Genomic DNA, 13113 nt, shown 5'->3' on the forward strand with positions numbered 1-13113 from the left:
TCAGGGCGAGGAGTGCTCGGGCGGACGCGCGAGAGCGTACTGAAGGCGCGCGACGACGCCCCTGCGGTGACCGCGCAGAGCCGCGCGTGCCGCGTTGGCACCGGGAGCTCCGTGAACACCCCCGCCGGGGTGCGCTCCGGCGGAGGCGAGGTACAGACCCTTCACCGGGGTCTCGGGACGGCCGGCTCCCGGGGTCGGCCGGAGGACCAGCTGCTGGTGCAGAGCGGTGGTACCGCTGTTGATCGCACCGCCCCGGAGATTGGCGTCGAGGTTCTCCAGCGTGGTGGGGGAGAGGACGCGACGGGCCTTGATACGGCCCCGGAACCCGGGGGCGACACGCTCGACCTGCTCCTCCACCCGGTCCGCCATGGTCTCCTCCTCCCGTCGGTCCCAGGCCCCGGTCAGGCCGCCGTCCCCCGCGTCACCCCGGATGCGGCGGGGCACGTGGGTGTAGGCCCAGGCGGACTCGGTGCCCGCCGGCGAACGGGTGGGATCGGTGGTGGTCATCTGGCCGAACAGCACGAAGGGCCGGTCGGGGACCTGGCCCATCGCGATCTGCGCGGCGAAGCGGGTTAGCCCGTCCACCCCGTCCGCGAGATGGACGGTGCCGGCGGTGGAAGCGGCTGCGGCGTCCCAGGGCACCGGTCCGTCGAGCGCCCAGTCGACCTTGAAGGTGGCGAAGTCCCACTGGAAGCGCCGCAGATCGTCGAGCAGCTGAGAGGGAAGATGCCGGGCGTCGACGAGTTCGCCGTACAGTGCGGGTGCGGAGACATCCGCCAGCACGGCGCGCCGGGCGGTGACACTCTCACCGCCGGCGGTACGTACGGCCACGGCGCGGCCCCCGCGCACGGTGACCCCGGTGACCCGTTCGCCGCAGCGCACCGTCCCACCCCGGCTCTCCAGCCGTCCGACGAGGGCGGACGTCAGTGCACCGGAGCCGCCGACCGGGGCAGGGAAACCGTACATCTGTCCGAGCATCGTCATCAGCCAGCCGAAACCTCCGCTGCCCGCGGCCTCCGGAGCCAGGTCGGCATGCAGGGCGTTGCCCGCGAGCAGCAGCCGTCCGCCCTCCCCGCGGAACTCCTCCTCACCCAGCCGCCGCACCGGCAGCAGCATGGTCCGGGCCAGTCGCAGGCCTCCCGCAGCGCGCACCGAGGCGGCCAGCCGGGCACCGGCCCGGACCGGCGGGAAGGGTGTGAACAGCGCGTCGAGCAGCGGGCGCCGAAGCTTCTCCCACACCTCGTACTGCGCACACCACGAGGCGCCGTCCCCGGGGGCGAAGGTGTCCAGCCCCTCCGCGGTCTCCTCGACGGTCCGGCCGAGCACGGCGCAGCGGCCGTCGGCAAGAGGATGGGCCAGCACCCGCGGTGCGTGGCTCCACCGCAACCCGTACTCGTGGAGCCGGAGTCCGGAAAACACGGGTGATGCGGCGGCCAGCGGATAGAACGCGCTGAAGACGTCGCTGATGTACGCGGGGTCGACGCCACGGTCATGCCGTACGGCCCCGCCCGGTTCGCTCTGTGCCTCGAGCACCTCCACCGTCCAGCCGGCGTCGGCCAGGAGGTTGCCCGCCACCAGCCCGTTGGGGCCGGCTCCGATCACCACGGCATCCGGCACGGTCTCAGCTCTCCCCGTGTTCGCAGAGCTTGGCCAACCGGTTGAGCATGGCCCGGTGGCGTAGCTGGATCACCGCGTCGAAGGCCACGTTGTGCAGCACGGCGCCCGCGCCCCGCAGAGGATGTTCGTCGACGATCAACAGGGTGTCGTCGCCCCACGGGCGGACATCGAAGGCGACCCTCGCGGTACCCAGATGCCCGCTGTCCACTTCGAGTTCCAGGATCCTCGGCGGTTCGCACCGGCGCACGACCGTCTCGTTGTTTAGATCGAAGGGGCCGATCCTGACCCGGTACGCGATGGTGGAACCGACGTGCGGCCACCGGCCCTTCGCGGGACGGGAGTCGGCTGTGCCGACCACCCACCGGTCGTAGCGCTCTCCGTCGGACAGGACGGCCCAGACCGCGTCCGCGCTCCTCCTGATCAGTTTGTGCCGTACAGCCATGAGCTCCTCCAGTTTCTGGCGGTGCTATCGGCCCACCCGCACCCTCAGCGTAGGACGGCCCGCCCGGTCCGGCTCGGCGTGACGGGGGCCGGCAGCCGCCGCGTCAGAGGCGGCCCTGCTCCATACGGGTGAACGGGCTCGTGTCGGGACAGCAGATCAGCCGCGTCCCGGTTCACCTGGTGGCTTCCTCGTTCGTGTCCGATTCCGGAGTCACCCCCGGTGACCACGGCCCCGGTCCTGGAGCAGGCCGTGCTCCGGTGACCCTCACCGTGATCGGGGGGCGGGTCCATCGGTCCCGTCCACCCCGGGGTTTCCTGGTGCTGGTCGGGAATGTCGGGCCGCGGGTGTGCGGTCGTGGGGTCCTTAGGACGTGCGGCCCCGCTCGGCATCGGTGTTCTCCTCACGGTTCGTGCGACGCCGATGGCTGGTGTCGCACCACGGATACATCCGGCTCCGCCGACAGGTGCACACGGCGACGACGAACCGGTCCGACACAGCCACACGGCCGTCTGCACACGTGAACTGCACGGGTCCTTCGATCAGCAGAGGGCCTTCGTCGTCGAGGCAGATCCTGCGGGGATGTTCAGGGGTGTTCGGCACGGATGACCACCAGTTCCTCGGTCGTTTCGCTACCGCCCACCAGGCCCGACTCCCTCAACCACCGGAGTCTGGACCGCAGCACGGGCCCGAGCGGTACGCGTGCGCGGTCACTGACACGCGCGTGCAGACCGGCGTCCGACAGACGGCGCAGGGTCGCGTCGCTGTCGCACAGGCCGGAGTGGACCATCAGCAGGAGGCCTCCGGGACGCAGCGCGGCCGGAGCCGCGGTGCAGACACGGTCGAGGACCGCGCGCCCGTCGTACCCGGCGTCCCAGGCCCGCGCGGCACCGTGCCCCGGCAGCCGGCCGATGGGGGACGGCACGTACGGCGGATTGCAGATCACCAGGTCGTAGGACCTGCCGGGCAGCGCGGACAGGAGGTCACTGCGCTGCACGGTGATGCGCCGACGGTGCAGCAGTGCGTTCAGCCGCGCGGTCATCACGGCCCGCCGCGCGATGTCCACGGCTGTCACCCGCGCCCCCAGCTGTGCTGCGTACAGGGCGAGTGCACCGCTGCCCGTAGCGAGGTCCAGGACGTCGGTACCGGGGCCTATCTCCTCCCGGTCCAGCGCCGCCATGAGGAGGCGTGTGTCGTGCTGCGGCGCGTACACGCCGGGGAGCGTCAGCAGCCGGGCCGCGCGGGCTGGTTTCTCGGTCAGTTCTGCGGACATCCAGGACTCCTTGACTCCGTGAAGGCGACTCGGTGACATGGCTCCGTGGCGCAACGACTCCGTGCGAACGGAGCGGTGTGAGCAGTTGGGTCAGACCTGCCACTCCTCCAGCAGCCGGTTCCCGAGCCGGTCCTCCAGACAGGAGGTCGCGGTGACACCGAAGGCGATGTCGGCCGCCAGCCCCGGTTCGTCCTCGAGCAGCCCGCCGATGACGTCGCGGCGCACCACCTGCTCGTGGACCGCGTCGGCCTCGACATGTTCGGTGTAGAAGAACTCCGCCGCGGGCCCCGCCCCCGTTCGTTTCATGGCACGGGCCAGACGCCGGGAAGCGGGTGAGGAGGTGATCTCGACAGCGGCGAAATGCCCCACCAGCGCCCCGCGCAGCCGGCGGTGCAGGCCGAAGAGCGACATCAGGTTCACCAGAGCCAGCATCTCCGTGCAGCCGTCGTCGAGATAGCGGCCGTAGGTGCTGTCGAGGCCCAGATCGGTCATCAGGTCGGCGAAGAGCTGTGCGTGGACGCGATCCGCGCGTCCGCCTCCGAACTCGTCGTACTCGATCGCCGCCATGCCTGCCTTGGCCCGTCCGCTCAGCCGTGGCAGCACCCAGGCGTGCGGGTCGGCCTCCTTGAGGTGGTAGAGGGAGCGCTGCACCGCATAGGCCCGCATGTGCCGCAGTTCGCCCCGGTCCTGCAGAAACCACGAGAGCCCGGTCCCGTGGACCGGTTCCACCAGCAGGCCGGCCAGTACGTCGTCCAGATCCGCCGTTCCCGTGGCGTCACGGCGCAGCGCTGTGAGGAAACGTTCCTCCAGCTCGGCGCGGACGGTGAGCAGGCCCGGATCCCACTCCAGCTCCGGTCGCACCCCGGCGAAACCCCGGTAGTGCAGTTCGTAACAGACGTACAGAGCCAGATGCAGATCATCCCCGTACGGGTCGGTGTCCCGGGCGGCGCCGGGCTCCGGCAGGGCCGGGTCGCCGCGCAGAAAACCCACCACGGCCGCGGACACCGGGCCGCGCGTTCGTGGAAGAGAAGGTCCAGTGCGTTGATCGGGCATGGGCCCCTCCTGCCCTGTTATCCACGGAAACCACACAGGCATCGTGATCGACTGTACGCCGGAGGTCCGGCCGGGGCCTTTCGGTGCGTGCCGGGCCCGCCGACCTGGCAGACAATCGAGGAAGAGGCGGGAACACCCGTCGCGCTCGAAGGAGCACGCATGTGCGCTGACCGGGGTCACCCCCCTCGTGATCCGGCGGATGGTGACGACGCATTCGAAGTGGACCGAGAGGTCCAGTTCGCACTGGACCGGCTGACGCTGCTGATCAACGCGGCGGAGGCGCTGGCCAGCACCCTGGACGAGGAGACCGGCCTGCGCCGGCTGTGCCACACGCTCGTCCCCGGACTCGCCGACTGGTGCGCCGTCGACCTGCTGGACCGGCGGGGCCGACTGCGCAGGATCGTCGTCGCGCACCGCGACGCCGACCGGCTGTCGCCAGGCCTGTACGAGGGGCTCCTCCCGCCGACCGAGGGCTCCGCCGCGGCAGTGGCACGGGCCCTGCGGGGTGCCGGCCCGATACTCCTGACGGAATTCCTCCCGCCGCGCCGGGCCGTCGACCCACTGCACGCGCGCGAGCTCGAACTCTTCGACCGCATGACGGCCGACACCGCTGTGATCGCTCCGCTGCGGGCGCGCCGTCAGGTGCTGGGCGTCATCACGCTCGTACGGACCACGAGCGAGGCCCGGCTCGACGAGGACGTGCTCTCCCTCGTCGAGGACCTGGCCCACCGGGTCGGCCTGGCCGTCGACAACTCACGCCTGCACTTCGAGGCCCAGCACACCGCCGAACGCCTGCAACGCTCACTCCTGCCCGACCTGCCGACCGAGGGACCCGTGGAGCTCGCCGCCCGGTACCAGTCGGCGGTCGCGACGGCTCAGGTCGGTGGCGACTGGTACGACGCGTTCCTGCTGGCCGAGGGCGCCACCGCGCTGATCATCGGGGATGTGGCGGGCCACGACCTGCGCTCCGCGGTGACCATGAGCCAGATGCGCAACATGCTGCGGGGCATCGCCTGTGACCGGAAGGAGCCGCCCGGCAAGATCCTGGCGCGGCTGGACGCCGCCACCCACATCCTCTACCCCCACCAGACGCTGACGTGCATCTACGCCCTGGTCGAGAAACCCCTCCCCGACGGGCCGTGGCAGCTGCACTACGCCGTGGCCGGCCACCCCGCACCGCTCCTGGTGACCAGGGAGGGCGAGACCCGCTTCCTCGACGGCGGAAGAAGCATGATGCTGGGCGTCGACCCGGACGAACACCGCCCGGACGCCACGGATGTGCTCCCCGCGAACTCGACCCTCCTGCTCTACACCGACGGCCTCGTCGAGCGCCGTGACGAAGTGCTGGACCGGGGCCTGGCCCGACTGCGCCAGCACGCCGCCGCGCTCGCGCGCGAGCCCCTGGAGACCTTCTGCGACGAGCTGCTCAACGGACTCGCGACGGCAGGCACGGACGACGTCGCCCTGATCGCGGTCCGTGTCGCCGCGCCCGCGCTGGGCCCCGCCACGGCCACCGCGAAGTGACGGCGCGGTCAGCCGGCCGCAGCCTTCTCCCGAGTCCACTCCAGCAGCCGGTCCGCGGTCCACGAGGTGATGACACGCTCTGCCGGGACCCCGCACTCCTCCGCCCGCGCACAGCCGTAGATCTGCCAGTCCAGCTGGCCCGGCGCGTGGGCGTCCGTATCGATGGAGAAGAGAACCCCGGCAGCGACCGCCCGCCTGAGCAGGGGGCGTGGGGGATCGAGCCGTTCGGGCCGGCAGTTGATCTCGACAGCCGTCCCCGCTTCCTCACACGCCGCGAAGACCTCGGCGGCATCGAACTCCGACTCGGGGCGGGTCCGTCCGCCGACGAGCCGCCCCGTGCAGTGCCCGAGCACATCCGCGTGCGGATCGCGGACAGCAGCGAGCAGGCGCTTCGTCATCGCAGCCGCACCCATGCGCAGCTTCGAGTGGACCGAGACGACCACCACGTCGAGGCGCTCCAGCAGCTCGGGCTCCTGGTCGAGGGAGCCGTCGGCGAGGATGTCGCACTCGATTCCGGTGAGCAGACGAAAGGGCGCCCACTTCTCGTTGAGCTCCGCCACCACGTCCAGCTGACGGCGAAGACGCTCCGGCGACAGTCCATGGGCCACGGTCAGCCTGGGGGAGTGGTCAGTGAGCACGGACCACTCGTGGCCCAGTTCCGCCGCCGCCCTGCCCATCTCCTCGATGGGGCTTCCCCCGTCGGACCAGTCCGAGTGTGTATGACAGTCACCACGGAGTGCCGCGAGCAAGGCCTCACCCCCCTGGGCGAGCGGCTCCGAGGCATCTTCCTCCAGCCTCTCCAGGTACCGGGGCGTCGCACCGGTCAGTGACTCCCGGATCACTTCCGCCGTCCGGGGGCCGATTCCCCGCACCGACTCCAGGGAGCCCTGCGCCACCCGGTCCGCGAGCTCGTCCCCACTGAGGGCCGCGACTGCATGGGCAGCCGTGCGGAAGGCCTTCACCCGGTACGTGGCCGCCTGGGACCGCTCCAACAGGAACGCGATCCGCCGCAGGGCCGTGGACGCCTCCACGGTCAGGGCCTTGCGGTGTGGTCGGGGTGCCCGCGGGTCCTGCGGGCTTCCTTCATCTCTGCCTCGTACAAATGCTGCCGCCCCGCCACGAGATCCTGCCGCACCCGGGCCTCGACCTCCACGAACGGCCGGTAGTAGGCCGTGTTGTACGCCTCGACGACCTGGTAGGTCCAGCAGCCCGGGATCACATTGCGGCCCAGGATCTCGTGCTCCACCAGGTCGGCCTGCTCCGAGTGCCCCGCCTGGCGGAGCAGCTCCACCACTCGGTCCAGGGCCAGATCGGCGCCGCCCGTCAGCTGATGGAACCCGTAGAGATGGCCCCGGGCCCGTTCCACCGCCTCCAGTGCCTCCGTCAATGCCCCGAGCGCCTCCACGGTGGTGTCTCCGACTCCCGGCGGGCGCTTGTGACCGGCATCGAGTCCGCTCTCATCACGTGTCTCACGCATGACTACGACTGTGCACCTCTTCGGCCCGACTGCGTTCTGCCGGCGGGCCGAAGGGGTGAGGGCCGCACCGTCATGCGCGTGCCGCCCGAGATGCGCGGAGCTCTTCTGTCAGCAGACTGGATCTCATGGCAGAGAAACAACGCACCCGTACCGGGCAGGCGAAGAAGGCGACAACCCCGCGCGCCTCGCCCCGGCGAGGCCCGGAGCACGTCGCCCGTGCTGCCTGCCAGAGCCTGGAGAGGCTCATCGACCACCCCTCGGAGGGGGTATCCGCCGTGCGGCGGAGCGCGGACGGGTGGTGCGTCGTGGTGGATGTGCTCGAGGTCGAGCGCATCCCCGACACCACGAGCCTGCTCGCCTCCTACGAGGTGCAGTTGGACGAGGACGGCGAGCTCCTGGAGTACAGCAGGGTCCGCCGGTACCGACGGGGCGCCGCCGACGAGTGACCCGTGTTGCCCCATCAGCCGGAAGGAAACTCCATGACCACCATGTACGCCGACGAAGTCCTGCCGTGCCCGCCGCGTGCAGGAACCCTGTACGACGTCCTGGAACTCATCCTCGACCGGGGCATGGTCATCGATGTGTTCATCCGGGTCTCGCTGGTCGGCATCGAGATCCTCAAGATAGACGCGCGCATCGTGATCGCGAGCGTGGACACATACCTGCGCTTCGCCGAGGCGTGCAACCGCCTGGACCTGGAGCGTGACTCGGGCAGTACGACCGTCCCCGAGCTGTTCGGCGGCGGCGCGGCCAAGGCCGTCGGCAAGCGCAAGGTGCGCAGGGCCGCGGAGTCCGTCGGTGAAGGCGTCCGCAAGGCGGTGGGCGGTGGCGACGACGACGAGTCGGACGAACAGGAAGAGCAGCACGAGCGGCCCAGGAAGCGCCGGGCGCCCGCCCGTGACGGTGCGAGCCGACGACGCCGCGTGGAGGCATGAGCGTGACACAGACCACCGGCGTGTACGTCTACGCAATCGTCCCGACGGGTGAACCGCTTCCGCGGAAATCCGTCGGCGTGGGGAACCCGCCGGCCGCGCTGCGGCTGATCGCCCAGGGGCCGGTCACCGCTGTGGTGAGCGATGCGCCCCCGCAGCTCCGGGCGCGGCGCCGGGACCTCATGGCACACCAGGACATCCTGATGCGTCTCACGGACAGAGGCCCGGTACTGCCCATGCGCTTCGGAATGATCGCAGCGGACGAGGACACGGTGCGCAGAGAGCTGGCCGGAGCGCAGGAGAGCCACCTTGCCACCCTGCGGCACCTCTCCGAAGGCGTCGAGATCAACCTCAAGGCTCTCCCGGCCCGGGACGCACTCGCGGCGGTCGTGGCCGAGGAGAGTCAGGTTCGCCGACTGCGCGACGAAGTGCGCAGGCGGCCCGGCTACGAGGCAAGTGTCCGACTGGGTGAGGCCGTTGCGACTGCCCTCTCGCGCAGGGCCGCGGACGCCGGCAAGAAGATTCTGCGCACGCTGACGCCCATGGCCCGGGCCGTGGCAGCCGGGCCGGAGGTCCACGGATGCGCGCTGAACGTGTCGTTCCTCATCGACCGGCGCGACAGCGACCGCTTCCGGACAGAGGCGCAGGCGTTCGCAGACACCCACCGCGCACACGTCGAACTCCGGATTGCCGGACCGCTGCCCTGCTACAGCTTCGTCTCTTCTCAGCCCGCCCGGACACCGGTGGCAGGGAGCTGAGATGGGGCTGATCAGCGGCATCCTCCTGCTTCCCCTCGCTCCTGTCCGCGGCGTGATCTGGGTGGCGGAGAAGGTGAACGACGCAGCCGACCGTGAGATGTACGACCCCGGGGTGCTCCGGGCCCAGCTGGCGGCGCTGAACGAGGAGTTCGAGCGCGGCAACGTCAGCCTGGAGGAGTTCGAACGGGAAGAGGAAGAGCTGCTCGAACGGCTGCACGTCGCTCGGGCCCGCTCCGTGCGAAACGATCGAAGGTGACTGACTCATGGAAGACCAGACCAAGGTGACTCTGGCTGCCGCAGTGGTCGGCGGATATGTGCTCGGCCGTACGAAGAAGGGCCGTCTGGCGATCACCATCGCGACCTATCTGGCGGGCAGACGGTTCGGTCTTGAACCACGCCAGCTCGCCGCCGAAGGAATGCGCAGGCTGGGGGAGGTGCCCCAATTCGCCGAGCTGCAGGAGCAGCTGAAGGGCGAGGTCCTCGAGTCGGGCCGAAAGGCTCTGACGGCGGCCGCGGACCGCGGCATGAGCTCGTTGGCCGATGCGCTGAGTGATCGAACGGCACGGCTCGCGGACCGAGGCGAAGAAGAGGAAGGGTACGAGGGGGAGCCGGAGGAGGACGGCGAGTACGAGGGCGAGTACGAAGAGGACGAGCCCGAGGGGGAGTACGAGGACGAAGAAGAGGAGGACATCGAGGACGAGGAGGAGCCGGACGAGTACGAGGACGAGTACGAGGAGGAGGACGGCGAAGGGGAAGAGGAGGAAGAGGAGGAAGAGGAGGAGGAAGAGGAGCCGAAGCCGAGCCGGTCACGCGGCTCCCGGAAGTCCTCGAAGCCGGCGCCTGCCAAGAAGGCGCCTGCCAAGAAGGCTCCCGCCAAGAAGGCCGCGGCGAAGAAGGCTCCTGCGAAGAAGGCCGCGGCGAAGAAGGCTCCTGCGAAAAAGGCCGCGGCGAAGAAGGCTCCTGCGAAAAAGGCTCCTGCGAAGAAGGCCCCCGCCAAGAGGACGCCATCGAAGAAGACGGCGGCGAAGAAGACCACTCCTGCCAGGAAGACCGCCGCGAAGAAGGCGCCCCCGAGCAAGAAGTCCGGGGCGGGGGCGAAGGCGCCGAAGAAGTCGGCTCCTGCGAAGAAGTCCTCGGCCAAGAAGACCACGTCATCCAAGCGAGCCGCGTCCAAGCGCACCGAACGGCGGAGGTAGTCAGTCATGGCCAGGACGGACAGAGACGAACCGGAGGCCGCGGAGTCGGGCATGGGCCGGCTTCGCGAAGAGGCGTCGAACTTCCTCAGCGCGCAGGTGGAAAAACTCGCGGAGAAGGCCGGCGGCAAACTGACCGACGTCACAGGTCAGCTCACGAACATCGCGGAGAACGGGGGCTCGCTGCCCGCCATCGGCTCCCGCGTCCTGCAGGGTGAATCGCCGGTGAAGGCTTTCGTCTCGGAGAAGGCCAAAGGCGTCAAGGACAACGTCGTGGACAAGGCCAAGGACGTGTTCGGCGGAGGAAAGAAAAAGCGCAAGTCCAGCGGCGGCAAGATCACGAGCATCATCGAGGTCCTCGATGTGGGTGTGCCGCTGCGCGATGCGTATGACTACTGGACGCAGTACGACCAGTTCAGCAGTTTCGCCAAGGGCGTGCGCGACGTCTCGACGAGTGACGAGATGACCAGCGACTGGAAGGTCAAGGTCGGTCCGTCCTCCCGCAGCTTCAAGGCGACCGTTCAGGAACAGGTACCGGACGACCGGATCGTCTGGACCTCCGAAGGCGCGAAAGGCACCACCCGGGGCGTTGTCAGCTTCCACGAAATCGCGCCGACCCTGACACGGATCGTGCTGGTCGTGGAGTACTACCCCTCGGGCTTCTTCGAGAAGACGGGCAACCTGTGGCGGGCCCAGGGGCGCCGTATGAGGCTGGACTTCAAGCACTTCCAGCGGTACGTCACGCTCACCGAGGAAGAGCCCGAGGGCTGGCGCGGTGAGATTCGCGACGGCGAAGTCGTGGAGACCCACGAGGACGCAATGGAGCGAGAGGAAGCCGAATCCGAGGAGGAGGAGCCCGAGGAGGACGAGGAAGCCGGGGAAGACGAAGAAGACGGCGAGCCCGAGGAGGAAGAGGAGGAAGAGGAGCCCGAGGAGGAAGAGGAGGAAGAGGAGCCCGAGGAGGAAGAAGAGGAAGAGGAGCCCGAGGAGGAAGAAGAGGAAGAGGAGCCCGAGGAGGAGGAAGAGGAGGAGGAAGAGGAGCCCGAGGAGGAAGAAGAGGAAGAAGAGGAAGAGGAGCCCGAGGAGGAAGCCCCCGCACCCAAGAAGCGCCGAGGCCGGAGGCGCAGCAGTGAATGACGGCGACCTCGTCCAGAGCGGATACCAGGTCCCCGGACCTCAGACGACCAACCTCGCCGACATCCTCGAACGCGTTCTCGACAAGGGCATCGTCATCGCCGGCGACATCAAGATCGACCTGCTCGACATCGAGCTGCTCACCATCCGGCTCCGTCTGTTCGTGGCGTCCGTGGACACCGCGAAGAAGGCAGGGATCGACTGGTGGGAGACGGATCCGGCCCTGAGTTCGCACGCAGCCCGCAACGCGCTCCAGGACGAGAACCGCGAACTTCGCGAACGGCTCGAAGCGCTCGAGTCGAAGGCGGACGACGTACCGGCGAGGCAAGAAGTAGCGGCCAAGCACTGAGCAAGGAGAACCGAGGAACATGACGGAGTCGGGCGCCGATTCTTCGGATGGCAACGCCATCTACGTATTCGCTGTCTGCAGGGCCCCGGAACAGGCCGTGGTCGCGGATCTGCCGGGTGTCGCAGCGGACGCACCCGTACGCACCATGCCGTTCGGGGAGCTGACGGCGATCGTCCAGACCGTTCGCGCTGCCGACTTCTCCGACGAAGTCTGGCAGGCGCGCCTGTCCGACACGCGCGAACTGGAACGCTACGCACGTGCGCATCACCACGTCGTGGAGGCAGCGGCAGCGGCCTGTCCCACCGTTCCGCTTCCTCTGGCCACCCTGTACCACGACGAAGAGAGGGCCCGGTTGGCGCTCACCGGCGAAACCCGACGCTTCCTTGCCGCGCTCGCGCGAACCGCGAACCACTCCGAGTGGGGGGTCAAGGTCTACGCGCCCGAACGTCCGGCGCAGGAAGTGTCACGTCCTGCGCAGGACATGCGCAGTGCACGGCGCGGGCCGGCCGTGCCTGCCGACCGGCCTCGCCCGGCTCCCGGAGCGGGCCTCGCCTACCTGGACCGCAAACGCGGAATGCAGGCCCGGCGCGAACAGCGGCAGGAGGAGGATCTCCGGGTGGCGGAGGCGGTGGACGCGGAGTTCCAGAAGGTGGCAGCGGCGGCCCGCAGGCTGAGGCCGCACGGCCCCGAACTCGCCGGGGGCCACCGGGTCCAGGTTCTCAACGCCACCTACCTGGTCGCGGAACGGCGAGCAGACGAACTGGAGAAGCTGACCGGTGTGCTGCAGGACAGCACCGGCGCACTGATCGAACTTTCGGGGCCCTGGGTGCCGTACTCCTTCGTCGGAGAGGTGTAGGGGATGTCGCACGACATCGTGCCCTGGAACACTCCCGAGCCCCTGAGCGGCCCCATCGGCGTGCCGCTCGTCGACCTGCTGGACCGGCTGCTGGCGACCGGCGTGGTGATCAGCGGAGACCTGGTGATCGCGATCGCGGACGTACCCCTCGTACGGCTGTCGCTCCACGCCCTTCTGTCGTCCGTCAACGAGCGCATCCCGTCACCGTGGGCCGATGGAGGCCCGCTGTGACCGCCTCCCGGGTCGACGTGGATTCGGACCAGCTGGGGCATGACCTCGTCGCTCTCGTGCTGACGGTGGTGGAGCTGCTGCGGCAGCTCATGGAGCGCCAGGCCATTCGCCGCATCGACCAGGGGGACCTCACCGATCATCAGGTCGACGAGATCGGGACCACGCTCATGCTGCTCGACCAGCGCATGACTGAGCTGTGCGAGCAGCACGGTGTGCGGCCGGAGGACCTCAATCTCGATCTGGGCCCGCTGGGGACACTGCTGCCGCGCAGCTGACG

18 protein-coding genes are annotated in these 13113 nt (G+C 69.4%); 11 read left to right on the forward strand and 7 right to left on the reverse strand.

Features of this window, described 5'->3' with window-relative positions:
• The 5 genes from ACFWBQ_RS25925 to ACFWBQ_RS25945 form a co-directional block, all read right to left on the reverse strand.
• The gene (locus ACFWBQ_RS25925) at positions 1-1617 is read right to left on the reverse strand and encodes a phytoene desaturase family protein (protein ID WP_385497569.1); all 1617 of its coding nucleotides are present in this window, start codon (positions 1615-1617) and stop codon (positions 1-3) included.
• 4 nt (positions 1618-1621) lie between these two features.
• Positions 1622-2059: an SRPBCC family protein gene (locus ACFWBQ_RS25930; RefSeq protein ID WP_385497576.1), complete on the reverse strand. Its 438-nt coding sequence runs from the start codon at positions 2057-2059 to the stop codon at positions 1622-1624.
• Between the two features lie 363 nt (positions 2060-2422).
• Entirely contained in the window at positions 2423-2659 is a 237-nt protein-coding gene (locus ACFWBQ_RS25935) for a CDGSH iron-sulfur domain-containing protein (protein WP_385497581.1), read from the reverse strand.
• The gene (locus tag ACFWBQ_RS25940; RefSeq protein ID WP_385497588.1) at positions 2643-3329 is read right to left on the reverse strand and encodes a HemK2/MTQ2 family protein methyltransferase; all 687 of its coding nucleotides are present in this window, start codon (positions 3327-3329) and stop codon (positions 2643-2645) included. Before ACFWBQ_RS25940 ends, ACFWBQ_RS25935 begins: the two co-directional genes overlap by 17 nt.
• A gap of 90 nt (positions 3330-3419) precedes the next feature.
• The gene (locus tag ACFWBQ_RS25945) at positions 3420-4382 is read right to left on the reverse strand and encodes an iron-containing redox enzyme family protein (protein ID WP_385497598.1); all 963 of its coding nucleotides are present in this window, start codon (positions 4380-4382) and stop codon (positions 3420-3422) included.
• A gap of 219 nt (positions 4383-4601) precedes the next feature.
• Here ACFWBQ_RS25945 and ACFWBQ_RS25950 point away from each other — a divergent pair, with 219 nt between their 5' ends.
• Positions 4602-5906: a PP2C family protein-serine/threonine phosphatase gene (locus ACFWBQ_RS25950; protein WP_385497607.1), complete on the forward strand. Its 1305-nt coding sequence runs from the start codon at positions 4602-4604 to the stop codon at positions 5904-5906.
• Positions 5907-5914: 8 nt separating this feature from the next.
• Here the strand turns inward: ACFWBQ_RS25950 and ACFWBQ_RS25955 are convergent, their stop codons facing one another.
• Together ACFWBQ_RS25955 and ACFWBQ_RS25960 are read right to left on the reverse strand one after the other, a co-directional pair.
• Positions 5915-6937 carry a PHP domain-containing protein gene (locus tag ACFWBQ_RS25955; protein WP_385497616.1) on the reverse strand — a complete coding sequence of 341 codons (1023 nt, stop codon included), beginning with the start codon at positions 6935-6937 and terminating at the stop codon, positions 5915-5917.
• A 2-nt stretch (positions 6938-6939) separates the two neighbouring features.
• On the reverse strand, positions 6940-7383 hold the full coding sequence (locus tag ACFWBQ_RS25960) for a hypothetical protein (RefSeq protein ID WP_385497624.1): 444 nt from the start codon (positions 7381-7383) through the stop codon (positions 6940-6942).
• A 125-nt stretch (positions 7384-7508) separates the two neighbouring features.
• On the opposite strand from ACFWBQ_RS25960, the gene ACFWBQ_RS25965 reads away from it, so the two are divergent.
• From ACFWBQ_RS25965 to ACFWBQ_RS26010, 10 genes are read left to right on the forward strand one after another with little or no spacing between them, the layout of a single operon-like run.
• On the forward strand, positions 7509-7829 hold the full coding sequence (locus ACFWBQ_RS25965; protein ID WP_385497629.1) for a gas vesicle protein: 321 nt from the start codon (positions 7509-7511) through the stop codon (positions 7827-7829).
• Positions 7830-7862: 33 nt separating this feature from the next.
• On the forward strand, positions 7863-8318 hold the full coding sequence (gvpJ, locus tag ACFWBQ_RS25970; RefSeq protein ID WP_385497640.1) for a gas vesicle protein GvpJ: 456 nt from the start codon (positions 7863-7865) through the stop codon (positions 8316-8318).
• A complete protein-coding gene (locus ACFWBQ_RS25975; protein ID WP_385497644.1) occupies positions 8315-9073 on the forward strand; it encodes a GvpL/GvpF family gas vesicle protein in 759 nt (252 codons plus the stop codon). Before gvpJ ends, ACFWBQ_RS25975 begins: the two co-directional genes overlap by 4 nt.
• A 1-nt stretch (position 9074) precedes the next feature.
• Positions 9075-9329, forward strand: coding sequence for a gas vesicle protein GvpG (locus tag ACFWBQ_RS25980; protein WP_385497650.1), 255 nt, complete (start codon positions 9075-9077; stop codon positions 9327-9329).
• A gap of 7 nt (positions 9330-9336) precedes the next feature.
• Positions 9337-10269 carry a histone protein gene (locus ACFWBQ_RS25985; RefSeq protein WP_385497654.1) on the forward strand — a complete coding sequence of 311 codons (933 nt, stop codon included), beginning with the start codon at positions 9337-9339 and terminating at the stop codon, positions 10267-10269.
• A 6-nt stretch (positions 10270-10275) separates the two neighbouring features.
• Positions 10276-11403 carry an SRPBCC family protein gene (locus ACFWBQ_RS25990; RefSeq protein ID WP_385497658.1) on the forward strand — a complete coding sequence of 376 codons (1128 nt, stop codon included), beginning with the start codon at positions 10276-10278 and terminating at the stop codon, positions 11401-11403.
• A complete protein-coding gene (locus tag ACFWBQ_RS25995; RefSeq protein WP_385497660.1) occupies positions 11396-11749 on the forward strand; it encodes a gas vesicle protein in 354 nt (117 codons plus the stop codon). Before ACFWBQ_RS25990 ends, ACFWBQ_RS25995 begins: the two co-directional genes overlap by 8 nt.
• Before the next feature lie 19 nt (positions 11750-11768).
• Positions 11769-12605, forward strand: a complete 837-nt coding sequence (locus ACFWBQ_RS26000; protein ID WP_385497667.1) for a GvpL/GvpF family gas vesicle protein — start codon at positions 11769-11771, stop codon at positions 12603-12605.
• Positions 12606-12608: 3 nt separating this feature from the next.
• Complete coding sequence (locus ACFWBQ_RS26005) at positions 12609-12836, forward strand: gas vesicle protein (protein WP_385497673.1); 228 nt, start codon at positions 12609-12611, stop codon at positions 12834-12836.
• A complete protein-coding gene (locus tag ACFWBQ_RS26010) occupies positions 12833-13111 on the forward strand; it encodes a gas vesicle protein K (protein ID WP_385497681.1) in 279 nt (92 codons plus the stop codon). Before ACFWBQ_RS26005 ends, ACFWBQ_RS26010 begins: the two co-directional genes overlap by 4 nt.
• The last annotated feature ends 2 nt before the right edge of the window (positions 13112-13113 follow it).

The organism is Streptomyces sp. NPDC060035 (assembly GCF_042736635.1).
Taxonomy (GTDB): domain Bacteria; phylum Actinomycetota; class Actinomycetes; order Streptomycetales; family Streptomycetaceae; genus Streptomyces.

Excerpts from the sequence above, each read along its gene's own strand:
- ACFWBQ_RS25975 (WP_385497644.1), top strand. The coding sequence starts at position 8,315 with ATGAGCGTGACACAGACCACCGGCGTGTACGTCTACGCAATCGTCCCG.
- gvpJ (WP_385497640.1), top strand. The coding sequence starts at position 7,863 with ATGACCACCATGTACGCCGACGAAGTCCTGCCGTGCCCGCCGCGTGCA.
- ACFWBQ_RS26005 (WP_385497673.1), top strand. The coding sequence starts at position 12,609 with ATGTCGCACGACATCGTGCCCTGGAACACTCCCGAGCCCCTGAGCGGC.
- ACFWBQ_RS25960 (WP_385497624.1), bottom strand. The coding sequence starts at position 7,383 with ATGCGTGAGACACGTGATGAGAGCGGACTCGATGCCGGTCACAAGCGC.
- ACFWBQ_RS25965 (WP_385497629.1), top strand. The coding sequence starts at position 7,509 with ATGGCAGAGAAACAACGCACCCGTACCGGGCAGGCGAAGAAGGCGACA.
- ACFWBQ_RS26000 (WP_385497667.1), top strand. The coding sequence starts at position 11,769 with ATGACGGAGTCGGGCGCCGATTCTTCGGATGGCAACGCCATCTACGTA.
- ACFWBQ_RS25990 (WP_385497658.1), top strand. The coding sequence starts at position 10,276 with ATGGCCAGGACGGACAGAGACGAACCGGAGGCCGCGGAGTCGGGCATG.
- ACFWBQ_RS25930 (WP_385497576.1), bottom strand. The coding sequence starts at position 2,059 with ATGGCTGTACGGCACAAACTGATCAGGAGGAGCGCGGACGCGGTCTGG.
- ACFWBQ_RS25980 (WP_385497650.1), top strand. The coding sequence starts at position 9,075 with ATGGGGCTGATCAGCGGCATCCTCCTGCTTCCCCTCGCTCCTGTCCGC.
- ACFWBQ_RS25940 (WP_385497588.1), bottom strand. The coding sequence starts at position 3,329 with ATGTCCGCAGAACTGACCGAGAAACCAGCCCGCGCGGCCCGGCTGCTG.
- ACFWBQ_RS25945 (WP_385497598.1), bottom strand. The coding sequence starts at position 4,382 with ATGCCCGATCAACGCACTGGACCTTCTCTTCCACGAACGCGCGGCCCG.
- ACFWBQ_RS25985 (WP_385497654.1), top strand. The coding sequence starts at position 9,337 with ATGGAAGACCAGACCAAGGTGACTCTGGCTGCCGCAGTGGTCGGCGGA.